20 protein-coding genes and 1 pseudogene are annotated in these 23,000 nt (G+C 60.1%); 4 read left to right on the top strand and 17 right to left on the bottom strand.

The window, feature by feature from the left end; all coding sequences use genetic code 11:
- Positions 1–75: 75 nt before the first annotated feature.
- The 6 genes and pseudogenes from HYG82_RS35575 to rpl18a all read right to left on the bottom strand — a co-directional run bounded on the left by HYG82_RS35575 (position 76) and on the right by rpl18a (position 6,573).
- Positions 76–1,756 (bottom strand): annotated as a pseudogene (locus HYG82_RS35575) (Coenzyme F420 hydrogenase/dehydrogenase, beta subunit C-terminal domain).
- Entirely contained in the window at positions 1,746–3,488 is a 1,743-nt protein-coding gene (locus HYG82_RS35570) for a nitrite/sulfite reductase (protein ID WP_179262093.1), read from the bottom strand. Before HYG82_RS35570 ends, HYG82_RS35575 begins: the two are co-directional and overlap by 11 nt.
- A 320-nt stretch (positions 3,489–3,808) precedes the next feature.
- Positions 3,809–4,447 carry a hypothetical protein gene (locus HYG82_RS35565; RefSeq protein ID WP_179262091.1) on the bottom strand — a complete coding sequence of 213 codons (639 nt, stop codon included), beginning with the start codon at positions 4,445–4,447 and terminating at the stop codon, positions 3,809–3,811.
- Positions 4,448–4,525: 78 nt separating this feature from the next.
- The gene (gene ftsY / locus HYG82_RS35560) at positions 4,526–5,926 is read right to left on the bottom strand and encodes a signal recognition particle-docking protein FtsY (protein ID WP_179262089.1); all 1,401 of its coding nucleotides are present in this window, start codon (positions 5,924–5,926) and stop codon (positions 4,526–4,528) included.
- Positions 5,927–5,950: 24 nt separating this feature from the next.
- Positions 5,951–6,400, bottom strand: coding sequence for a prefoldin subunit alpha (gene pfdA / locus HYG82_RS35555; RefSeq protein ID WP_179262087.1), 450 nt, complete (start codon positions 6,398–6,400; stop codon positions 5,951–5,953).
- The gene (rpl18a, locus tag HYG82_RS35550; RefSeq protein ID WP_179262085.1) at positions 6,397–6,573 is read right to left on the bottom strand and encodes a 50S ribosomal protein L18Ae; all 177 of its coding nucleotides are present in this window, start codon (positions 6,571–6,573) and stop codon (positions 6,397–6,399) included. Before rpl18a ends, pfdA begins: the two co-directional genes overlap by 4 nt.
- A 1,174-nt stretch (positions 6,574–7,747) precedes the next feature.
- On the opposite strand from rpl18a, the gene HYG82_RS35545 reads away from it, so the two are divergent.
- Positions 7,748–8,734: an LLM class flavin-dependent oxidoreductase gene (locus HYG82_RS35545; protein ID WP_179262083.1), complete on the top strand. Its 987-nt coding sequence runs from the start codon at positions 7,748–7,750 to the stop codon at positions 8,732–8,734.
- Between the two features lie 247 nt (positions 8,735–8,981).
- Here the strand turns inward: HYG82_RS35545 and HYG82_RS35540 are convergent, their stop codons facing one another.
- From HYG82_RS35540 to HYG82_RS35515, 6 genes are all read right to left on the bottom strand, one after another.
- On the bottom strand, positions 8,982–9,758 hold the full coding sequence (locus tag HYG82_RS35540) for an ABC transporter permease (protein WP_235217715.1): 777 nt from the start codon (positions 9,756–9,758) through the stop codon (positions 8,982–8,984).
- A 2-nt stretch (positions 9,759–9,760) separates the two neighbouring features.
- Positions 9,761–10,591: an ABC transporter permease gene (locus HYG82_RS35535; protein ID WP_179262079.1), complete on the bottom strand. Its 831-nt coding sequence runs from the start codon at positions 10,589–10,591 to the stop codon at positions 9,761–9,763.
- Positions 10,572–11,381 (bottom strand): ABC transporter ATP-binding protein, encoded by an 810-nt coding sequence (locus HYG82_RS35530; RefSeq protein ID WP_179262077.1) that lies wholly within the window; start codon positions 11,379–11,381, stop codon positions 10,572–10,574. The genes HYG82_RS35535 and HYG82_RS35530 overlap by 20 nt, the downstream gene beginning before the upstream one ends.
- A gap of 153 nt (positions 11,382–11,534) precedes the next feature.
- A complete protein-coding gene (locus tag HYG82_RS35525) occupies positions 11,535–12,701 on the bottom strand; it encodes an ABC transporter substrate-binding protein (protein WP_179262075.1) in 1,167 nt (388 codons plus the stop codon).
- Between the two features lie 447 nt (positions 12,702–13,148).
- A complete protein-coding gene (ilvA, locus tag HYG82_RS35520) occupies positions 13,149–14,117 on the bottom strand; it encodes a threonine ammonia-lyase (RefSeq protein ID WP_179262073.1) in 969 nt (322 codons plus the stop codon).
- A gap of 54 nt (positions 14,118–14,171) precedes the next feature.
- A complete protein-coding gene (locus HYG82_RS35515) occupies positions 14,172–15,107 on the bottom strand; it encodes a dihydrodipicolinate synthase family protein (RefSeq protein WP_179262071.1) in 936 nt (311 codons plus the stop codon).
- 117 nt (positions 15,108–15,224) lie between these two features.
- Between HYG82_RS35515 and HYG82_RS35510 the strand changes: the two genes are divergently transcribed.
- On the top strand, positions 15,225–15,656 hold the full coding sequence (locus HYG82_RS35510) for a VOC family protein (protein ID WP_179262069.1): 432 nt from the start codon (positions 15,225–15,227) through the stop codon (positions 15,654–15,656).
- Between the two features lie 505 nt (positions 15,657–16,161).
- Positions 16,162–16,932, top strand: a complete 771-nt coding sequence (locus tag HYG82_RS35505) for an IclR family transcriptional regulator (protein WP_179262067.1) — start codon at positions 16,162–16,164, stop codon at positions 16,930–16,932.
- A gap of 1,126 nt (positions 16,933–18,058) precedes the next feature.
- On the opposite strand, the gene HYG82_RS35500 is transcribed toward HYG82_RS35505, so the two are convergent.
- The 5 genes from HYG82_RS35500 to thpR form a co-directional block, all read right to left on the bottom strand.
- Positions 18,059–18,724 carry a translation initiation factor IF-6 gene (locus HYG82_RS35500; protein ID WP_179262065.1) on the bottom strand — a complete coding sequence of 222 codons (666 nt, stop codon included), beginning with the start codon at positions 18,722–18,724 and terminating at the stop codon, positions 18,059–18,061.
- 2 nt (positions 18,725–18,726) lie between these two features.
- Positions 18,727–19,005, bottom strand: coding sequence for a 50S ribosomal protein L31e (locus tag HYG82_RS35495; protein WP_179262063.1), 279 nt, complete (start codon positions 19,003–19,005; stop codon positions 18,727–18,729).
- Positions 19,006–19,007: 2 nt separating this feature from the next.
- On the bottom strand, positions 19,008–19,160 hold the full coding sequence (locus tag HYG82_RS35490) for a 50S ribosomal protein L39e (protein ID WP_004267621.1): 153 nt from the start codon (positions 19,158–19,160) through the stop codon (positions 19,008–19,010).
- Between the two features lie 112 nt (positions 19,161–19,272).
- Positions 19,273–20,247, bottom strand: a complete 975-nt coding sequence (locus HYG82_RS35485; RefSeq protein ID WP_179262061.1) for a hypothetical protein — start codon at positions 20,245–20,247, stop codon at positions 19,273–19,275.
- A gap of 212 nt (positions 20,248–20,459) precedes the next feature.
- Positions 20,460–21,023 carry an RNA 2',3'-cyclic phosphodiesterase gene (thpR, locus tag HYG82_RS35480; RefSeq protein WP_179262059.1) on the bottom strand — a complete coding sequence of 188 codons (564 nt, stop codon included), beginning with the start codon at positions 21,021–21,023 and terminating at the stop codon, positions 20,460–20,462.
- A gap of 143 nt (positions 21,024–21,166) precedes the next feature.
- Between thpR and HYG82_RS35475 the strand changes: the two genes are divergently transcribed.
- Entirely contained in the window at positions 21,167–22,924 is a 1,758-nt protein-coding gene (locus tag HYG82_RS35475; RefSeq protein WP_179262057.1) for a hydroxysqualene dehydroxylase, read from the top strand.
- Positions 22,925–23,000 lie beyond the last annotated feature (76 nt).

The raw sequence follows: 23,000 nt of genomic DNA, 5'->3' as shown, positions 1-23,000 counted from the left end.
CGGCGGTGAGATGGATAGCAAAAGTGAACGAGGCGGTGAGATGGATAGGAAGCGAGCGAAGAGAGGAGGGCTCGATCAGTGCCCCTGATCGTGCGGGTTCAGCGCCGTGCCGTAGTTCTCGGCGTGGTCCGTGTAGTCGATGAACCGAGGCGCATCCGGATCGAAGGGGCGCTCTAAGCTCTCGAAGGCCTTCTTCTTGTCCCAGCCCTGGAGTTTGCCGACCGCGCTTTTGTCCTCGAGGTCGTGGTAATCGAGTTTCGGCTCGGTCAACTCCCAGGCGTTCATCCCCTGCTCGGTGCGGACGATGACGCTCGAGTACTCGTCGGACGAGCCGACGGAGCCGACGGTGATGTCGGCACAGAAGCCGGTGAAGTCGGCACACTCGTCACAGCCTTTGAGCGCAGCGTCGTGGAAGTTCTCGATGTCTTCCTCTAAGATCATCTCGCCGTCGTGGCCGTAGACCATCATCTTGCCGTGGAGGACGTCCATCTTGCCGATCTCGTCGGGCGAAATGTCTCGTTTTTCCTCCAACTGTTCGCCCATGAGGCTGTAGTAGTTGAAGTTCTTCGTACACATCAGCGCGATCGTATAGTCGACCGCGCGAACGCCCTCGTTCTGTGCCTGGTAGTCCCACTCGAAGTCCTGCAGGGCGCGGATGCCCTCGATCTCACAGGGCGTACCGACGATAGCGAGACTGAGTTCGTCCCAGGACTTGTCGGGAAGCTTGTGCTCCCACTGCTCTAAGTTCAGGTTGCCGAGGGCCATCGTCTGGTTGTAGACGGTCCCGGCGTTCTCGATGAGCTCCTCGGTGGTCGTCGCGAGGTAGCTCTCTGCCTTCCAGGCCTCCTCGTCGCTCTCGGTGGCGACGAGCGCGCCGTCGATCTCGCCTTCCTCGAGCAGCGTTGCGAGGACCCCGGTGACGACGCCGCCGTCCTGGGCCCCGTCGGTCCAGGTCGTCCTCGACCTTCGCGGAGAACTCCGTGATCGGATCGCCGGCACCCTTGACGTTGTCCTCGCCGCCAGTGATCTTCCACTGGCGCTCGTACCGGAGGCCGCCGCGGGGACAGAAGTCCCAACAGAGCGAACAGCCGGTACACATCTTGACCAGTTTCGGCAGACCGTCGTCGCCGATCCCGATCGAGTCCGACGGACAGGCGGCGACGCAGGTCCCACACTGGATACAGCGGCCGTCGTCGATGACGGCCTCGTCTAATTCCATGAACCAGGTCTTTTCGTCCGGCGTCTCGATGTCGTTCATCTGCGACCGGATCGAGTACTCCGGCGTTTCGAGATCGGCGCCATCCGGGATTCCGACGCGCGCGTCGGGCGAACCGTTGTCGACGTCCTGACTGACGTTTTCGGCGGGCTCGGTGAATTCGAGGTCGCCGAGGTCGCCCATCTCGTCGACGTTGGCAACGCCGGCACCGTCAGAGCGGAGCTCTGACGAGGATTCACTCGCTACGTTCGCGTCACCCCCGTCGGTCGCAACGGGCTGATTCGCCGTCCCGTCCCGGGTCTTCTCGCCGCAGGTGCAGGTATCGGGCGAGCAACTGTCGCCGTTGGCCCCGCCGCCGTCCGTGGCGATGGCACCCTCTCGAGCGTGGTCCGCGCCCTCGCGAGAGCGTGCCTCACCGCTGCTCGCATCGGGCACGATGACGGCGTCGTCATCGTCGTCCGATGCAGGGACGTGGGGGAATCGACGCTCGTCGCCGCAGCTTCTGGACTCGTTTCGATCGTCCTCACCGTCAGTCCCCATGGGCAACACCCCGTGCGACCGGCGCATCGGCCCCTTGCATGATCGTGCGAAGCCGGTCGTTGTCGACGCGACGACACCACTGGTAGAACTTCTCACTGTCGTTGCGATCCTCGGAATAGGCGTCGAACAGTTGCTCGAGCGCCGGGATCACGGAGTCGGCGGGCACCGCGTTCTGGACCCAGTCCAAAAACTCGTTGTCGGCACCTAACGAGCCGCCGAGGCCGAAGTCCATCCCCTCGACGAGGGTGTCGCCCTCCTCGTTGGAACTGTCTTCGTCCTCGAGTTTGACGGTTTCGCCGCGGAAGCCGATGTCGGCGATCTGGGGTTGGGCGCAGGACGCCGAGCAGCCGGACATGTGCATCCGGATGGCCTCGATGTCGTCGGGGACGTCGATACGGTCGTCGAGCTCGCGAGCCCAACGCTTGGTTCGCTTTTTCGTCTCGATGATCGCGTAGTTACAGAACTCACTGCCCGTACAGCCGACCGCACCCCGCGAGAACGGCCCCGGATCGGGGCTGTACTCCTGGGCGAACGGCTCCGCGAGGAGGTCGTCGACGTTCTCTTCGGGAATGTGGGTGATGAGGAAGTTCTGGTCAGTCGCCAGGCGGACGGAGGCGTCATCGGTGCCGTACTTCTCGGCGGCGCGGGCGGCAGCGGCGAACTCGTCGCCGCCCATGCGGCCTGCGACGACGTTAAAGCCAACGTACTGCAGGCCGTCTTGCTTCTGGTCGCGAACGCCGACGTGGTCGCCCTGGTAGCCGACGGTCAGGTTCCGGCCGGCGGTGGGCAGGTCGATCGTACAGCGGTCGCGGATCGCCTCCTCGAATTTCTCGGGACCGAGCTGCTCTACGAGGTAGCGCATGCGGCAGACGCCGCGGTTGTTGCGGTCACCGATTTCCTTGAACGTCTGGGCGACGGCGCGACAGAACTCGACAGCGTCCTCGGGTTTGATGAAAACGTCGAGTTCGGAGCCCATCCGCGGTCCGTCGGAGAGGCCGCCGCCAACGCGGGCGTGGAAACCGTAGAGGTGATCGCCACCGTCGGACGAGTCCGACGAGCCTCCGGCTTCGCCGGAGACGTCGATCTCCTTCTTCGCGGGGACGAGCCCGACGTCGTTGATCTGGGACTGCGCACAGTCGTGGGCGCAGCCGGTGATCGTCATTTTGAACTTCCGCGGAAGGTTGGCGTACTCGCGATTCTCGGTGAAGAAGTCCGAGACGGCTTCGATGACCGGTTGTGCATTAAAACACTCGTGGTCGTCGAGTCCGGCCGCGGGGCAGCCCAGCACGTTCCGCGCTGAGTCGCCACAGCCCTGTACCGTCGTCAGCCCGACCTCGTCGTAGCGCTCCCACATTTCGGGCACGTCTTCGACGCGGATCCAGTGTTTCTGGATGTCCTGCCGGGTCGTGATATCGAGGTATGCGTCTCCCCAGAGTTCGTTCTGTTCTTCGCCACCGTACTCTTCGGGGGCGACAGCCAGGTCGTCGGTGACCTCGCCGATCACTTCGGCCTGTTCCGGTGTCAGATATCCCCCAGGCACCTTGGTTCGGATCATGAAGTAACCCTCCTGCTTCTGGGCGTACATTCCGGCCCACTTCAGGCGCTCCCACTCGCCACCGCCGGCTCGATCCTCGATTTCCTCGAAAGACAGGTTTTCTTCGGCGTATTCGTGGACGTCGTCGATGACGTCGAGAGGATGTTTCTCCTGTTTGTGTTCTTCGACTGTATTCATACGACCCACCTCGTGAGTCGTGCAGAATCAAAAGAACCGACGCTTTCGAAATTCGTGCGGACCATTGTTTACCGAATAATACACCCCCTCGCCTATACAGTCAAGCAACTCGGCGAATCATGACGTGGGTCGTTTTCACCAGTAAATATTGCCTCCAAGAGTTGGCGTTATCGATCGAGGAAGCCGGAAATTCGGGCAGAAGATCAAAATACGCCGTTCAAAGCAGCGTATCGCAATAGGCGCGTCGGTGATAGAAGCAACAAACACCGGTAGTTCGTAATCACGGGTGGCGTCGACTGTTGACGGTCGATAACCGATAGCTATCGGTATCTGTATCCGAAACAGGCGACGAGTTCGCCATCGCGTCGGGGATCGGGGGAAAGCGTCGGTTTCTCAGCGATACCATCATACTGCGCCCGGAGAGCGATCCGGTCGTCGAAATAGTAGGTGGCGCGAATGTCCCATTCGTCGCTCGGCGGCGACTGTTGGGTTTGCTTCGTCAGATTGTAAACGATCGCAACCAGAACCGCGTGAGCAGCGTTAGACGAGTCGATAAGAGACGTCTGCGAGGCGGTGCGCTGAAGGGCGAAGAACCGCGTTACAGATCCATATTTAGTAAGAAACGCGTTCTGTCGATACGCTCGCTCGAATTTCGTGGCGTACTCGAGAGCGCTGTTTTGAAGCGACGACGGACGGTCTATCGAACCGCGATTGTCGTCGGAAATCAGCTCAGCCGGCGGCGTCGGATACGTTCTCGGCTCGAGTGCATCTTCGGCGGCCGGCGCGAGAGGAGTCGGACGCGTGATTGCACTGCACTCGTACCTGTCGGCAGGGACGAGGCCTGAATCGAGCGACAGTGCCTCCCCGTTGGAGGCGCTTCGCTGAAACCCGCCCGTCGCTACTGCTGCGGTCGTCGCGAACGACGCGAGGAACGCCCGCCGAGAGCGAGGAGGGTTCATACAGGGCCATCTCGGACGAATAATAAGTGTCTTCCGAAATGGCAAACAACTGAAGTTCTGATGATGACCGGTAGTCGGCTACTCGTCGGCGAGTAGTCGATCGACCATCTCGTCCGGGTCGAACCGTTCTATATCATCGTAGCCCTGTCCGACGCCGAGGAACAGGATGGGTTTCCCGGTGACGTGGGCGACCGAGATTGCCGCACCACCGTTGGAGTCGGCGTCGGCTTTCGTTAGGATTGCCCCGTCGATCTCGGCGGCTTCGTTGAACTCACGCGCGCGATTGACCGCATCCTGGCCGGCGACCGCTTCGTCGACGAACAGCGTCATGTCGGGGCCGACAACGCGATCGATTTTCTCGAGTTGATCCATCAATCCCTCGTTGGTGTGGAGTCGACCTGCGGTGTCGCCGAGGACGATATCGACGTCGTTCGCCTCGGCGTACTCGACAGCGTCGTACAGCACCGCTGCAGGATCGCCGCCCTGTTCGTGGCTGATACACTTCGTTTCCAGGGCATTGGCATGCTCTTGAATCTGCTCGTTGGCTCCGGCGCGGTAGGTGTCGCCGTTTGCCATCACGGTCGAGTACCCACGGTTCTCGAAGTACTGACTCAATTTGGCGATTGATGTTGTCTTTCCGACGCCGTTGACGCCGGTGAAGATGATAGTAACGGGCTTGTCCTCGATTGCAATCCGCTCGTCGAAGTCGAACTGGCCGACGCTAATCACGTCGGAGATCGCATCGTGTAACGCTTCTTCTACGACCTCGCCCGTCGAGGTGGTAAAGGTCCGAGTCTCGCCGATCAACTCGTCGCGGATGTTGTCGAGAATCTCCTCCGCAACTCCCATTTCGACGTCACTCGAAAGCAGTGCCATCTCGAGTTCGTGAAGCGGGCCCTCGAGGTCGTCTTCCTCGATGACGAACTTCCCCTTGACGAGGGATCGGGCCTTGGCACCGAATCCGGTCGAACTACCGTCGTCTTGGGATTCGTCGCCGTCGTCGACAGCCGTCTCGTCCTCACGAGACGCCGTCCCGTCCGACCCTTCCTCCGGTTCGGCGGATTCCTCGGCGAATTCGGGTTCGGTGTCGGCCGCAGGCTCCTGACCAGGGGCCTCGGCTGGTCGTGACCCGGGGGAGTTGGCCGTCGCAGTCACCCTTCCTGCCGGTTCGCTCTCTCCCGGACCGGCGGTCGGTTCGTCAGCTTCCGCTTCCTGCTGGTCCATCTCCGGCTCGCTATCGTCTTCGTCGAGTTCCGCGCCCTCGATGTCGTCTTCGTCGAGTTCCGCGCCCTCGATGTCGTCTTCGTCGAGTTCCGTGCCCTCGATGTCGTCTTCGTCGAGTTCCGCGCCCTCGATGTCGTCTTCGTCGAGTTCCGCGCCCTCGATGTCGTCTTCGTCGACATCTTCGATGTTCTCTTCGGCGGCTTCTTCGGCGTCTTTGCGGAAGCTTCCGAGTTTCTCCTTCAAATTATCGAACATGGGTGGCGAGTGAGGACCGACGCGTTACTCGTCGGGGCCCTGACCCTGACCCATCTGCTGCATCTGCTGTTGCATCGCCTGCTGCTGGATCTGCTGGGCCTGCTGTTCGAGTTCGCTGCTCTCGGTTTCGAGTTCGGCGATATCCTCGTTGACCTCGTCGATTCGGTCGTCGAGACGTTCTTTCTTGTTTTCGAGGACATCGACGGCGTCGCCCTCTTCGAACTCCGCGGCGTAGTCGGCGCCGAGGTCGACGATCACTTCGTCGATGTCTTCGATGGTCGCTCGGAGGTACGCGCCGCCGCCGACCGGTACCTGAACCGTCGAGTCGGTCTCGAGCGATCTGAGGGCCTCGATTGCCTCGTCGACCTCGGTTTTCTCCTGTTGGATGGCTTGGACGTTGGTCTGGAGGGCTTCGATCTGTTCTTCGATTTCCTGGAGTTCCTGGGACAGTTGCTGGAGTTGCTGTTGACTCATCGTTCGGATACCTCGTCGAGTTCGATTTCGGTCCGCTTGAGCCCGTGCTGGCTGCCGAGTTGAGAGAAGGCGTGTTCCCGGGCGACGTTCTCGTTTTCGGCGTCGATGGTCGTCTCGAACGGCGCGTAGCCGTCTCGACTCTTGAATCGACCACTGACCGTAAATTGACTCATGTCTATCTCTCCGGCAGGCAGTCGGAAGAATCTTCCCTTCCTGTTCGGTCGCCAGCGCATCGAGTCGGTAGACGGATGCGAATCGGCCGATAGCAGGCGCCGGGTCATCGGGGTTCTTTCGGCCACGGAGAACACCAAACATGACTGTTTTAATAACTATATCTCGAATGGTCATTTTGCTATTTTCTAAATCGTATCCCTGAATAATACGACCCTATCAGATGAAATTGACTTGGTGAAACGGCTGGTGAATGATAATCAGCTATCCGTCGGTTTCCGACTTCAAATACGGCATTTAGCGGCGTTTCACGTCATCTTCTATCGATAACCACAGTTAGTCGATTATTAGACCTGTTGGTATCAATATAGACTAAAAGTGCGATTTTTAGCCGGCCCACCGTGTGTAATGGCATTCTTCTGAAATCGTATACAAAATACGTTACTAAGGGGACGTCGTTCCGAATTACCTTACCTTCAATATTTAAATATCAGATATTATTACTAATATGTAGAGTTTTACTTAGGCAATACTATCGAAATTATAACATATAAAAGGGACGACGGCGCGCGCCTCGAGCGAGGGATGATCCCACGTCAGTCGAGGTACCAATAGCGTGTGTCGGCAACTGTGAAGCGACCGATAGTACCAGGTCGAGCGAGGCCGAGCAAACGGCACCCCCGAACTGGGTATTCGCGCCATCTCGTCCCGATTCGACGGTCAGGTCACCGGTCTATTTTCGCAGGTCGAAGGGTTTATGCGGGTAACGAGCCTCTGTTTGGGTACTCGATGCACGGAGTGCGACAGCGTACTGCACGAAGTCGAGTACGGCGAGTGTGACATCGCCGTCTTTCACATCGACGAATGCGGTTTCAAGAGGCACACCCCCACGGTCGACTATCCGAGCCAAACGGGATGTCGACGAGTCGTGAGGAATCGACGACGAGGCGAAGATGCGGTCCGATTCGGTGAAGCACACGGTCTCCGGATCTCGAGAGCTATCCGATCGACACCTCCGAGTGAGGGCTCGACGCGCCGCAGTCTTGCGAGCGTGTAGGCGCCATCGTCGGCGGCGCGGATAGCGGCTGCGCTGGAACTAAAATAGCAGAAACACCCGAGACAGCGGCGCTGAAGGTCAAAATACTTTTGGTCCGACGTGCGGTGGTTCTATTCGGTATGAAATTTGGGATCTTCCCGATAGAAGGTGGTGATACCTGGGAGGGCGTCACCGAAGATTGTCAGTTAGCGGAGCGCGTCGGCTTCGAATCGTGCTGGGTAAACGACCACCAGGCGACCGAGGGCGACAACTATTGGCCGTCGCCACTCACGCGTTTGACCAGCATCGGAACGGCGACCGAGTCGCTCGAGTTAGTTACCTCAGTCATGATTCTGCCACTGTACAATCCCCTGCACGTCGCTCAACGGGCGGCCATGCTGGACAACATCTCCGGCGGCCGGCTGACGCTCGGTGTCGGGTTGGGCTACGTCGAAAAGGAATTCGACGCGTTCGGCGTGCCGATGGACGAGCGAGCCGGACGGATGATCGAGGGCATTCAGTTTATCGACGAGTTCCTCTCGGCCGAAGAGCCGATCAGCTACGACTGTCCGTTCTTTTCGGTCGAAGACTGGCAGCCGTTGCCGAAGACGATACAGGAACCGCGGCCGTCGCTGTGGATCGGCGGCTGGGGCGACAAGCAGATCGCCCGTTCGGTGAAATTCAGCGACGCCTGGGTACCGGGAGTGGTCGCCGACCTCGAGATCGTTCAGGACCGAAAGGAGAAACAACGGGCGGTCGCGGCGTCTCAGAACGCCGACTGGGACGCGATGGAACATCCGCTCATGCGCGAAGCGGTCATCGGAAGAACCGAAGCGGAAGTCATGGAGCGCAAGGAGTACGTTCACCGAACCTACATGGACGAGTACGGCGGCGAGTTCTCGCATCCGCTCTTGTCGGGAGACTCGGTCGAAGACTTCGAGGAACTGGCCGACGATCGGTTCATCTTCGGAACGCCCGAGGAGGTCGCCGAACAGATCGAGGAGATGCGCGATCGGTTCCCGCTGGACCATCTGGCAGTCCGGTTCCACCACTCGGGGATGCCCGCCGAACTCGTTCGTGATCAGATCGAACTCTTCGGCGAGGAAGTGATTCCGGAGTTCGAGTAATCGTTCGCGACGGAACTGACGGCACGGTGGACGTTGTGGGCTGCGCTACCCATTGTCGATACCGCAGATTGTTTTCGCCGTTCGGGATGATAGCCGGAGACGTGGTACAGAAACGCGATGAGAGGTATCCGGAGAGCAGTCTAATCGGGGTCTAGCCCGACGCCGCCTAACGGACGCGTCGGTGGTCGATGGGGTCGACAGGCACAGCGAAGCCGAAAACGATAGGGGTCCGTAATCGAGTAAACGGTCAGCTGTACGTGGACACGACCTGATCCAGCGCCAGGGAGACGATCTTGTAGAAGGCGACCGCGACCAGCATTATGACGATGATCGTCCCGAACGCGAATCCGATCTCGGCACGCTGAGTTGCTCTGACGATCAGGAATCCGAGACCGTCTCCCGTCGCCAGGAATTCCGCGATAATGACGCCGACGAGGGAGAGCTGGACCGCGATACGAGTGCTGCTGGCGATATGCGGGAGGGCCTCCCAGATTTTGATGTACCGCAGCATCTGCCAGCGGGAGGCGCCGATGACGTCTCCGAGATACTTGAACTCCTCTTTCGTCTGGGACATCCCGGTGAGCGTGTTGATAAAGACAGGGAAGAACGCAACCCACGCGCCGAACAGGCCGACCGCCATCGTTCCGCGTCCGAACCAGATGATGAACAACGGTGCCAGAATCGCGTGTGGAAACGAGTAGACGAACACGATAACGGGCATGGACATCTGACGAACGGTCGCGACTTCCGAGATGAGGACGCCAAGTGCAACTCCGATGATCATGGCGAATACGAACGCCAGGATGGCTTCGGAGAACGTCACGAGGATACCGTCCACGATCATGTCCTTGTTCGCCATCGTCTGTCGATAGGTGAACTCGATGCTCGGGAAGTACGTGTTGCCACGCGTGTTCAGGAATCTGGAGTAGCCTTCCCAGACCGCGAGCAGTCCGAGGACGACGACCATGGACCATCGTTTCCGTCTGTACTGCGAACGAGCGCCGAGTTTGATTGATTCCCACATTGTTACTCCGTGGCGAAGAAACTGGCTTCTTGCCAGAACACGATTCGGTCCTGAAGCAGGTACATTACGAAGATCAACGTCGTCGTCGTCAATCCGAGCAACAGGACGACGGCGATTACCATGTCGAGGTTGAGAGCGCGCAACCCGAATAGCGCGAGAAAACCGAGCCCCTTCTGGCCCGCAACGAATTCGCCGACGACGGCCCCGATCATCGCGAGGGAAACGCCGACTTTCATTCCGTCGAAGATACTCGGCAGGGCGTTGAAAAATCGCACGTATCGGAACTCCTGCCACGTCGTCGCCCCGATGACGGTCATCAGGTTCTCCGTCTCCTCGGGTATCGAATCGAGGCCGTCGATCGTGTTGATAAAGATAGGGAAAAACGCGATCCACGTCGCGATCAGCAGGTTCGAGTAGGTCCCGATCCCGATGTAAAAGATGATCAACGGCGCCAATGTCACGCGCGGAACGGAATTAGCACCGACGATGACGGGCATGAGCGCCCTCCGCAAACCGTCGAAGACGATCAGTGGGACGGCGATAACTATCGATAGCACTACGGCGATGCAAAATCCCAGGAGACCGGCAGTAAGCGTCGGCCATAGATTCTCGAAGATGAGCCCCTGCAGGTCCAAAAACGTGACGACCACTTCGCTCGGCGCTGCGAGAACGTAGTCTGGAACCACATCCAAAACGCCGGCTGCCAGTTCCCAGGTGACCAGCAGGATACCGATTCCGAGGAGCGAGAGGCCCCACCGTCCTGTCCGCGACGACAGTACGGAACCCGCCGAAGCGCTCAGACGCGCCTGAAACTCACTCACTGAAGTACTCATACGTATCAGACACCAGGTCCACGAACGTTTCGTCGTGGCGCGTTTCTTTCGTTCGCGGGCGGGGCAGGTCGACGTCGATCACGTCGAGGATGCTCGCGGGCCGCGGAGAGAGAACGACGACGCGGTCAGAAAGGAAAACGGCCTCCTCGAGGTCGTGCGTAATGAACAGGATCGTCTTGTTCGTCTCGTTCCAGATCCGGAGCAACTCGGCGTTCATCTTGTCCTTCGTCAGCGCGTCGAGCGCGCCGAACGGTTCGTCCATCAGTAACACGTCCGGATCGTACACGAGGCTCTGACAGATCGTCACGCGCTGTTGCATGCCGCCGGAGAGTTCCTGGGGATACGCGTCGGCGAACTCCTCGAGGCCGGTCATCGAAAGGAGGTCCGATGCACGTTCCCGGTAGTATTCCTCGTCTCGTTCGAGAACGCCGTTCTCGGACATCACCGTAACCGGGAGCATGATGTTATCGTATACCGTCCGCCAGTCGAGCAGGACGGGGCTCTGGAAAACGAGACCGACGCTGTTCTTCTGGTGATCGTCCGACTGGACGTCGACCCCGTTGATCTCGACGCGACCGTCGGTCGGATCGAAAATCCCGGCTGCGAGGTGGAGCAACGTCGACTTGCCACAACCCGACGGACCGACGACGGAAATAAACTCACCCTGATCGACACTGAGAGAAATATCTTCGATGGCGAGAATCGATTCGGATTCAGTGTCGTATCGCTTCTTCACGTTGTCGTAGAGGATCGCCGCGGACTGTTGCGTTGATTCCTCAGTGAGAGACATTGAGAGGAGTTTCTGGTTCAGGGTACAAATAACTTCACGTGCGGAACTCACGTGCCGATTTACTGACCGCCCGGTCACGAGAGCTGCGATTCCTCACGCAGAGGTCGAGAGCGATCGGACGGTGATCTGCGCTGTCGAACGGTGGGGTTTCGGTTACAGGAAGTACTCGTTCCAGCGACCGGCGTAGTCTTTGACCTGTGAATACTCGTCGTCGTCGAACGTCGCCAGTTCCGCCTGGTCCTGGATGTCCGCCAGGACCAGGTCCTCTCCCGACGGAAGGTCTCCGGGATTGTCGACGAGCGCGTCCCCGACCACGTCGAGTGTCTCCTGCGTTTTCCCGGCCGTAATCGAGCCGAGCCCGTTCTGTTTAACCTCCTCGCCCATCGAGAGGGTCACCGCAACCTTGAGTTCGTCCTCCAGTTGCGCCCGCTCCTGGGCCTGTAGTGCGGTATTCACCTCGTTGATCAGGATGTCCAGGGTCTCGTCGGGGTTGAGCATACACCAGCGCTGGGCCTTCGAATACCCCTCGAGAACTCCGACCGCGTAGTCGACGTTCTCGTCGTCGGAGATCCACTCGCCGTTTGCAAAGAACGGATAGCCGTAGATGTCCGCGTGAGTGCCAAGCGGCGAAACGCCGAACTCGAGATCGAGCTGGCGCTGGTAGACCGCGAGTTGCTGGAGCGATCCCCACACCGCGTTAACCTCACCCGACTCCAAGAGCCCGGTGACGACCTCCTGCTCGGCGAACTCGGCGCTGCCGACGTCATCCGGGTTCACGCCGACGACCGACGGGTAAACCGGCCAGGTAACTTCTGCGAACGGCGACGCCAGTGCGACGTTCGCGTTCTCGAGATCGTCTTCCCCGGCGAGTTGGTCTTTGACGTAGAAAAACGTCAAAATCTGGCGGTTCCTGGAGTTCCCGAACATCTGGAGGTTGTATCCCTCCGCGAGACCGCTCGTGGTCGATGCCCAGTCACCGTGTCCCATCGCCTCTTCGCCCGTACCGACCCGTCGTGCGGTATCCGGAGAGTTCTCGCCGGTTTTGACGTTAGGCGGCGTTACACCGGCGTCGTCCCAGTGACCCTTTTGGAGACCGACGTGTGCGAACGCCCACGTCGGTGTCGCGTCCCAGGGCTGTCTGAGGATCGTGTCGCTGGTTTCGGGGCCGCTGCCCCCGTCGTTACCGAGACAACCGGCGAGTGTCCCGGTGACCAATCCGGCGGCTGACGCTTGCAGGAACGATCGACGATCGATGCTTTCCGGCAACGTATCATCGAGCACACTAGTAATTCGGCGCAGTGACTTGCCATCACCTGACATGAGAACCTTGTACATAGGGCAATATGATAAACGTTTCGCACTAGAATGGGTAGCGACGACCCCACGTTGTGAGGGGGCCGTCGTAGAGAGTCATCGTGAGTCGATATTACGGACGGTCGAGAAGCGGGAATACGTCGGAATAACTGACGTGGTCGCCCGACAGTCTATCGAACGATCGCCGGACCGCTTCCCCTGTGGAAAGGGAGGCCGTACGCTCCTGTCTGGGATAACGCGACGACCCGTCGCCGAGACAACCGATGGGATCGGCGAGCGCGTCGTCCATCTCCTCAGAACGAGTTACGTGCGCCGAAACGAGACGAAGCTGACGGCGCGGTCGATCACACCGGATCGAACGGCTGAGTCGGTCGGCGTCGACCCGTTCCGATCACCGACGGTCGAGTTCGGCCTGAACGATATCACCGACGGTCGAGTTCGGCCTGAACGATATCACCGACGGTCGAGTTCGGCCTGAACGATATCACCGACGACGTCGAGGTCGATGTTCCCACCTGAGAGTACCGGGACGACGACCTCGCCCTCGACGTCGATAGCCCCCGACAGCAACGCCGCTACTGGCGCGGCCCCGGCCCCCTCGACGACGACCTTGTCGGTCTCGAGCAGGCGCGCGAGCGCGTGCTCGATCGCGTCGTCGTCGACGGTCACCACCTCGTCGACGTGGGACTCGATGACCGAGAGTGGTTTCGTTCCCGGGCTGTTGATCGCGATCCCGTCAGCGACGGTATCGACGGAGTCGAGCGTCGTCGCCTGCCCCTTCTCGAGTGATCGAGCGATCGTCGAAGCGCCGTCGGCCTGAACGCCGACGATGCGGACCGACGGGTTGAGCCCCTTCACGAGGAGCGAAATACCGCTGATGAGTCCGCCGCCGCCGATCGGGACGACGAGAACGTCGCAGTCGGGTCGAGTCCTGAGCACTTCGAGGCCCAGGGTCCCCTGGCCCGCGATGACCGTCCAGTCGTCGAACGTCGGGACGTAGGTGGCGCCGTCCCGGTCTCGGATTTCGTATGCACGTTCCTTCGCCGCCCCGTAGTCGTCGCCTGACAGGACGATCGAGGCACCGTAACTTTCCGTCGCCTCGACTTTGCTCCGGGGCGTGGACTCGGGCATGACGATCGTCGCCTCGAGGTCGTACCTGTTCGCGGCGAACGCGACGCCCTGGGCGTGATTTCCGGAACTGGCCGTGATCACGCCGGTCTCTTGTAACGTCTCGAGGTGCGTCGTAACGTAGTTGGTCGCCCCCCGAATCTTGAACGATCCCGTTCGCTGGAGGTTTTCGAGTTTGAGATGGATCTCGGCGTCGACGGACGCAGAGAGTGCCCGGGAGTGGACGATCGGGGTTTCGCGTACGGTCGGTCTAATCGAATCTTCAGCGTCGAATACGTGTGTCGGGTCGATCATCGTAAGCTAGGTGGGAGAGATGTGAAACGGGAACCGCGGTTCGAACGCCCGATCTCAGAGACAGCCGAGGTCCTGGAGGATCGTCCTGAGTTCGTCGCGACGCTCTGGATCCATCCCCTGCTGGGGCGGTCGAACCGTCGCGTGGTCGAACGTCCCCATCAGGTGAAGCGCCTCCTTGAGTCGAACCCGGTATCGTCCGGGCGGATCTCCGTAGAGGAAGTTCGTCAGGTCGAGCATCTCGCTGCGAAGTTCCTGCGCTCGCTCGAGGTCACCGTCGTGGACTGCTCGGAGTTTCTCGACGTGCATCTCGGGGATCAGGTTCGCATAGGAAATGAGTGCCGTCTCAGCTCCGAGAAGGTACGAGTGATAGAGGAACGTGTCGTCGCCGGTCATGAGAGTGAACTGATCGCGGACCGGTTCGACGGCCCGGACGGTCTGCTCGTATCGGACCGGGTCGAAAGTCGCGTCTTTCAGTGCGACGACCTCGTCGAGTTTGCAGAGTTCGACGTACGCTGCGATCGGCAGCGCGATATCGCCGTAATTTCCGAACTGGAACGCAATCAGCGGCACGTCTACAGCCTCGGCAATCCCCTTGTAGTGGTCGAGGATGATGTTCGGATCACCGTGGCTGTAGACGTCGATCGGAACCGGCATCAGGGCGTCTGCACCGGCTTCCTCGGCGCGCTTCGCCTGTTTGATCGCCTGCGTCGTGCTTTCGCCGCTGATTCCGGAGAAGACGAGCGCGTCGTCGCCTGCCGCTTCGCGGTGAACGCGGATGACGTCCTCTTTGACGTCCATTGGCGTCATCTTGCTCTCGCCGGAGTGGGCGTTCGCGATCACTGCGACGATACCGTCGACAGAACTCAAGTGATCGATGTGGTCGTAGAGGTCGTCTTCAGCGAGTCCGTAGTCGGGCGTGAGTGGCGTTACTGTCGCCGGAATGACGCCGTTCTTGATAGTATTCTTGACGTCAGCATAGGCTTCCTTCATGGGCTGTGATACCCACTGACGAAAAGCGGATATTTAAGCGTTTCCTCGACAGCAAAGCGAACTGGGAGCCAAAACCCACTCGAAAGACCTATCACATCCTCGTCGGAAATCAATCGTATGGACCCAACAGCGCACCACTACGGAATTACTGTCTCGGATCTCGACCGATCGATAGCGTTCTATCGCGACGTACTCGGGATGACGGTCGCCGATCGATTTTCGATGGATCCGGATCGGTTCGGCGACCTACTGGGCGTCGACGACGGGCAGGCGGAGGTCGCGTTTCTCGACGGCTTCGGCTTCCGTCTCGAACTCGAGGAACACGCGAAACCGAACGGAAACGTCAACGAACGGACGACGCCGAGCGACGTCGGCTACCCGCACCTGTGTCTGGAAGTCGATAACATCGAAGATGCCTATCGGTCACTTCGCGACGACGCCGACTTCGTTAGCCCGCCGGGTCAAGCGTCCGAGAGCGGAGCCAAAATCTGTTACTTCCGGGACCCGGACGGGAACCTGATCGAACTTATCGAATCGCCGTCGGCCTGACGACGGGGTTACTACGCCGTGTTCGAACGCCGACCACCGACTTCTGCCACCCTCGTTGCTCGTTCGAATCGGTGCAGTTTCGCATTTCGCTAGCGCCGCTGGCATCCCACGGTCGAGTTGCGAACACGGCTGCCGTCCGTTATCAGCGACAAGAGCCGCTGCAGGGCCGCCACGGGACGATTCATCCGTAACGATCGAGGCCAGTCGAGCAGGTTCAGATATCTCGATGCCTGATTCGATAATCGCGACCGATCGTTCCACGCTCGAGAACGGCGTGTTATTTTTCCATAGATTATAATAAGAATTATAACATAATGGGCGTCGGAAGGGGAGGGTGGATTGGAGATGGAAAAAGCGAGCACGCCTTCTACCGAGAGGATGTGGGCGTCTACGGATGTCGAAGCGAATTTCGATTTCTATCGCTCGATCGTCCTCGACTGGACCCACACAGAAGATATTCCGTGATACAGAATACATAAGTGCGTTCGTTCCCCCATTCGAAATCATGGGAGAATCGGAAACCAACGGTCGGACGGTAAAATCGGGGCAGACGCTCCTGGCAGTCATCGAGGCGCTCAAAGAACTGGACGGAGCGTCAGTCTCCGAACTCGCCGCTGAACTCGACATCGCGAAGAGTACCGCCCACCGGCACGTGACGACGCTCGCCGAGAACGGTTACGTCGATCAGATAGACGATACCTACACCCTTTCGTTTCGATTTCTCGACCTCGGGGGCTACGTCCGCGATCAGCACCGCCTGTACAAGCAAATTAGACCGAGTCTCGAACGGCTCAGCGAAGAAACCGGGGAGCTCGCGACGTTCATCGTCGAAGACGATGGGATGGGAGTTTTCGTGTATCGGGAACTCGGTTCCAACGGCGTGAATACCGCCGCACGGGTCGGGAGCCATACGTACCTCCATCAGACGGCGGCAGGAAAGGCGATACTGGCGGAATTTTCCGAAGAACGGTTCGAGGAGATACTCGACCGACACGGGCTCCCACGGAAGACGGCACATACCATCACTGACGATGCCGAACTCCGGGAGGAGATCGAGGAAATCCGCCGACGGGGCTACGCGTACGCCGCCGAAGAGAACACGAAAGGCCTGACGAGCGTCGGAGCAGCGGTCTACGGACCGAACGACGCGTTGCTCGGGGCAGTGAGCATAGACGGTCCATCCCACAGACTACAGGGCGAGTGGCTCAACGACGAAATTCCCCAGGTCCTCCTCAGCGCCATCAACGAATACGAGCTCAACGTTTCGTATCTGTGATCCGCGTTACATCCGGTGAATCCGGTGTTCGGTCGCAATCGCGTCGACCTCACCACCGCTGTGGTAACCGACTCGATCAATTTTACACCCGTATAGGCGTAATTCGTTTTGATCCAGTACGATAGAAACTCCCTGCGATCGAACGCATTCCGCACCGAACTCGATAACTGATACGGTCGTGCGCGCGGCGATTGAATTATCGACGAGGGGAAGGACGATCGTTTTAGTACCTCATCAGCCGTCGTCGAGTCACCGATCAATTCCGAAGCTACCCGAATACTTATAATGATAGAATTCTGGTAGTCATAACAGCGAGAATATCCGGCACATAGGCAAATTATTCTCCTGTAGCCGTTTTTTGTCCGACTACAGGTTTCTAGATGGATCTCATTCGTGAAGTTGTTTCTTCCCTGCCTAACTTTCGTTTTTATATTTTTACCCCCTATTATCCAAACTTGTCGTGCGAATGCGAGATTTTACAGAAGATAGTAGAGTTTTATAGAGAATATAGCCATATATCAAACCATACATGCAATCTAACTCTTAGTATCTGAAATCGGAGTGGTTTCTGAATATGTATATTATAGTGCTATTTTATGAGCGAGAGGTCACGCACGAGTAGAGCAGTAACATACTCTTGGGAAAAATTTCGGAGGGGGAGGCATTCCGTCCGACTTCCAGGATACTCCCACCGACGTTTTGCGAAGAGAGCCTCCGCTTTTACAGGCGGAACAGGTCGAATGCGTCGGGACCGTCCGAGTGCGGTCCTCTCTCGCGATCGAGCGACGCGTCGCCGAGCAGCTCTCCCGCAAGATCCGCGGACAAACGTGTCGCCGAACGTCGCAACGTCGTTGATGTGTCCATCCGCTGTTCGAGGGTGCTGAGACTTCATTCTGACTGCGAATCTGTCGATTTCGCTCGAGAAAGGGATACCCGTCGGTGTTTCGAACGACGTGTCTCCGAGGGGGATCACGCGACCAGAGACTCGTTTACGAACGGCGTGGCGATACCCACGACCGTCGCTTCCGTTCGTTCGCTAATCGGCTGACCAGCGGGTGGGAGACGTGGCGGCAAAAATGCACGGGGAAGACCGAAAGGTGGTCGCGAACGTCCTTATCAGAGATGCTCAATCCAGATAGCCGAGTGCGTCCTCGATTCGGCCCAGTTCGGGACCGGTCGTTTCCTCGCCAACGACGTAGCCGGATTCGTTCGCGACGAGTCCGGAACCGACTAACGGCGCACCGTAGTTTATCGTGCCGACGTCGGCCCGAACGTCCAGAACCGCTTCGAGACCGTCGAGTTCCTCGTCGGTCGCCTTCGGATGGCAGAGAACGCCGGTGTTGGTCACCACCGCTGCTGTTCCGACGGTCCTGACGCCAGCCAGGTCGCCACGTTCGACGGGCACCTCGAGCGTGTCCTCGACGATCTGAACTGCCTCGCGGGGCAGGTCTGGATGAACGTACGCCCCGTAATCGTTCGCGAGGACGACGTTTCCGGCAGCGTTGATGCTTCCTGGCAGTTCGGCGACGGTGACGTCGACCGCTGCTTCGAGCGTCTCCCGTTCGTACTCGAGGACGCGAGAGCTGACGAGCAGGCCGTTCTCGTTTCCTGTCGCTAGAGCGCCGACCGTCGAGGAGCCGCCGACGGTCGTTGAGATGGCGGAAACCTCGAGTTCGTCGGTCAGGTCGGCGACGATATCGTCGTCGGCGTCGGGGCGAACGAGCACGTGCGAGTCGGTCGCACAGGCGAAGACGCCGATGTAGGACGACCCGGCGAAGGCGAGGCGTTGCAAGTTTAGTCTGCGACCTCGGCTTCGACGATGGCTTCACCGTCCTCGTCGAAGCGGGCCGCACGGACGCGCAGTTTCCGCGGCGGATTCGAGCGCCCGTTCGACCAGACGGTCTCGTTGATAGAGGGGTCCAGTCGGATGGCCGCTTCGTCGACCGCGAAGTGTTTCGCGAGATGTTCGCGAACGAGACGCATCGCGTAATCCGCAGCCTCGTGGTTCGGGCCCTTCTTGACGTCGCGCAGAGGAACGGTTACGACGCGTTCCTCGAAATCACTGGCACTCATGGTTATTCGTCAGTGTCGTTGCGCCGCCAGTTGCGCCGCTTCGGGTTGCGCTGGACTTCCATGTCGGTCTTCATCATGACCCACGCTGGCACGCGGCTATTCTGGTTCTCGAGTTTGGCAAGTCGCTTCTTCTTGCCCTTCGATTTTTTACCCATAGTAGCCGGACGTAGCCCACGCTGGCTTAAAATCTTGTCCATCTTGCAGGGACTGGAGCGATCTCCGACTCGATCTGCTGCCCGGTCGACTCGGACTCACGTGTGGAAGCCGTTAGCCCGCGAATCGGTGCTCGAGAAAACGAGTCACGGCTTCGCACGTCGCCTCACTGAGTTCCGTCGTGTAGACCCAGTTTTCGATCCCCTCGGTTCCATCGTGACGGGCGAATCGGTCGTGATCGTAACAGCCGGTGCCGTGAAAGCGCGTCCCCCCGCCGATCCGATCCGGACCAGCGTAAGCGGTCGCGATCGGAGAAATTTGCAGGGTATCATCGGCCGTCCGGACGGCAACCCCGAGTTCGTGATCGCAGTACGTATCGCCGACCGAGTGAACGATATCGTCTTCGAGGAACGTATGGAGCGTCTCGTGGATCACCATGTTCCGTGTGACCGCTCTCGAATCCCAGAATTCGGTTGCGCCGACGTTCGCGACCGTCTGTGCGCCGGTGTCACCGGCATCCGAGCCAGTCATCGAGTTCGGTGCCACCGTCCCGCCGTACCCGACGCGATAATTGAGCGGCGCCCACCGCAAAAGGACGTGACAGGTCCGCCTGACGGGCGCATCTCGCTCCCGTAACCGTTCGCGAAAGCGTTCGAGGAGGGCCTCGAGAGACGGGAGAACGGAATCGACCGATGACGGGATCGACGGGAGTGAAAAGAGAACGGGGGCTCCGCGGTCGACACGAACCTCGAGATCCTCGAGGCGAGAGCGCTCGCGGGCGTACGCAATCACTTGCTCGAACGCGGATTCGATGGCAGCCAGCGCGTCTCGGAACGGCGGCGGCCAGTTTCCGCGCAGTTCACCGAGCCCGTATCGTAACCGTGCCTGAAGTGGAACGAAACTGGGATACACGCGAATCCGAACTGGCCCATTCGGGAGGGGGTCAGTCGCCGTAGTACCGGTGCTATCGGTATCGACACCGGGTCGGAGCGGGGTTGCAAGGGCCGCACCGCCGATTGCAGCGAGGGCCTCTCGGCGAGTGACGCGCCCTCGGCGACCCGTGCTCGCGGCGGACCGATCGTCAGACATCGCCTCGAATCCGCTACGGCAGAACGCGCCATTATACCACGGGATGCCCCCTGACGAAACGGTTGGCACCGGACCAATTACCGTGATCCAGTGCCGATCACGGTCCGCGGACGGAGCGGCGACGCTCGGAGACGGAACAGAGAGATGAAATAGCGGCTGGCGGGCATTCGCTGGCGAGTGAGACCGGTCCAGTTCGAGTAGCGAGCAGCGCCTCACTCTAACGGGAACGACGCGACCGTCGAGTAGACCGGTCCGTCGTCCGTGAGGGTGCTTTCGGTCAATCGGACCTCGTTGACGCGAGTTTCGCCGATGGTCGGATCGCGTTCCCGAACGAACTCCTGAACTCGGTCTTTTCCGCCGGCGTGTTCCATTCGTGCCAGCGTAACGTGAGGGGTGAAATCGTGGTTTTCGGCGTCGAATCCCATCACCGTCGTCCGGTTTTCGATCGCCTCGAACAACTTCGCAAGCTGCTCGCCGCCGTGCTCGACGCCCATCCAGACGACGGTGATGTACTCGAAACTCGGGAAAACCCCGAGTCCGCCGTATCGGACGGTGAACGGAGCGACGTCGGCATCGTCAACGGCGGCCTCGAGTTCCCGCTCGAGGGCGGGGAGCCGATCCGCGTCGACGTCGCCGAGGAACTTCATCGTTATATGGGCCTGCTCGGGATCGGTGAAGCTGAGCCCACTTGCACCCTCGAGATCAGTCTGGAGGTCGGCGATCGGTTCGGCGAACTCGTCGGGGAGGTCGACGCTGACGAACAGTCGCTTTTGCATGTGGAATCGTACGGGTGCCTGGTGTATGGACTCTTTCGTCGGCCGCGTCTCTCGGAACCGGAGTCGGAGCTGATCGAGGGCCGGCCGCGATAGGGTCGACCGTTAGGGAAGCGAGTTATTTCCGGTGAGACCGACGACTACCTATGACCGACGTTGCCGTTCTCGGTGGCGGAATCGGAGGCCTCACCGCAGCGCACGAACTCGCCGAGCGCGGGTTCGACGTTACCGTCTTCGAGGCGAACGACCGCTTCGGCGGAAAGGCCCGGTCGATGCCGATCACCGACGGGTCTGCGGCGCTGCACGGCGAACACGGCTTTCGGTTCTTTCCGGCGTTCTACCGGCACGTCATCGATACGATGAGACGGATTCCCGACGGGGACGGAACCGTCTCGGACAACCTCGTCGAGACCGAGGAGACGCTCATCGCCAGCGCGACTGGGCCGGATCAGATCGCCCAGACGGGAACGCCCGATACGGTTCGCGGCTGGCTCGAGGCGCTGCGTCCGGCGTTTGCCGAAGACCTGCCGCCGAGAGACGTTCGCTTCCTGCTCGAGCGATTGCTGTACCTGCTGACCGCCTGCGAAGCCCGACGCGAGGGCGAACTCGACGACGTCTCCTGGTGGGAGTTCATCGACGCCGAAAACCGCTCCCCGGAATTTCGCGATCGGCTCGCGTTCGCCGTTCAGTCGCTCGTCGCGCTGCGGCCGCAGGTCGGGAGCGCCCGGACGATCGGCACCGTCTATCTGCGATTGCTGTTCGGCCAGTTCGATCCGACGCAGCCGACCGAACGCGTACTGAACGCGCCGACGAGCGAGGCCTGGATCGACCCGTGGCTCAGCCACCTCGAGACGCTCGGCGTCGAATTCCGTTCGAACACCCTCGTCGAGCGACTCGAGGCGGATGGTCGACGCGTCACCGGTGGCGCGGTAGCCGGCGGGAAAACGATCGCAGCCGACGAATACGTTCTCGCCGTACCGGTCGAGGTTGCCCCCGAGCTGATTCCGACGGAACTCGTTCGGACCGCGCCCGAGCTCGACCGGATCAGTCGACTCGAAACGGCCTGGATGAGCGGCATCCAGTTCTATCTCTCGGACGACGTCGACCTGACGCGCGGCCATCAGGTCTACGCTGACGCTCCGTGGGCGCTGACGTCGATATCTCAGCGACAGTTCTGGACCGGCTACGACCTCGATCGCCACGGTCCCGACGAGGTCGAGGGCGTCCTCTCCGTGATCGCATCGGACTGGGACGCGCCGGGAATCCTGTTCGACAAACCTGCGAGATCGTGTACGCGCGAGGAGATCGCTGCGGAGATCTGGGCGCAGTTGAAAGATCACCTGAACGGTCCCGAGGAACGGTTACGCGACGACCTCCTCGTCGACTGGTTTCTCGACCCGGCGATCGTCGAGACCGGTGTTACGTCGGAGATCCAACGGGCGGGCGACGAAAGCGTAGGTCACTCGAGCGGACTGCCGGGCGGTGAAACCGCCTCAGGCGGGACGGCAAAGCAATCCCTCGACTCGCGGAAAGAAGCCGGCGACGAGGAAGGCGTCGAGAACCGATCGCCGCTGTTGATCAACACCGTCGGCTCGTTGCGAAACCGGCCGCCGGCCGACGTCGACGTGGAGAACCTGACGCTGGCGAGCGATTACGTGCGAACGAACGCCGATCTGGCCTCCATGGAGTCGGCCAACGAGGCCGGTCGCCGCGCGGCGAACGCCGTTCTCGAGCGACACGGGATAAGCGGCCCACGGGTGCAAATCTGGGAGTTCCAGGAACCGACCGTTTTCGAGCCGCTCAAGCGTCAGGACCGGCTCCGGTACCGACTGGGAATCCCCCATCCCGCGGCGGTGACGCAGTCGCTCCGTGGCACTACCAGACGGCTCGCCGGAGGACGGTAAGAACCGAGGTCGGTGATGGCGAAATGCCGCCGATACCCGGGTCGCAGCCCTTAACAGTCGTCACCGCCAATTCGAG

Origin of the sequence: Natrinema halophilum, assembly GCF_013402815.2 — an archaeon.
Classification (GTDB): Archaea; Halobacteriota; Halobacteria; order Halobacteriales; family Natrialbaceae; genus Natrinema; species Natrinema halophilum.
Note: the sequence above shows the minus strand (reverse complement) of the source record. Positions and strands in the feature narration are given on the sequence as shown.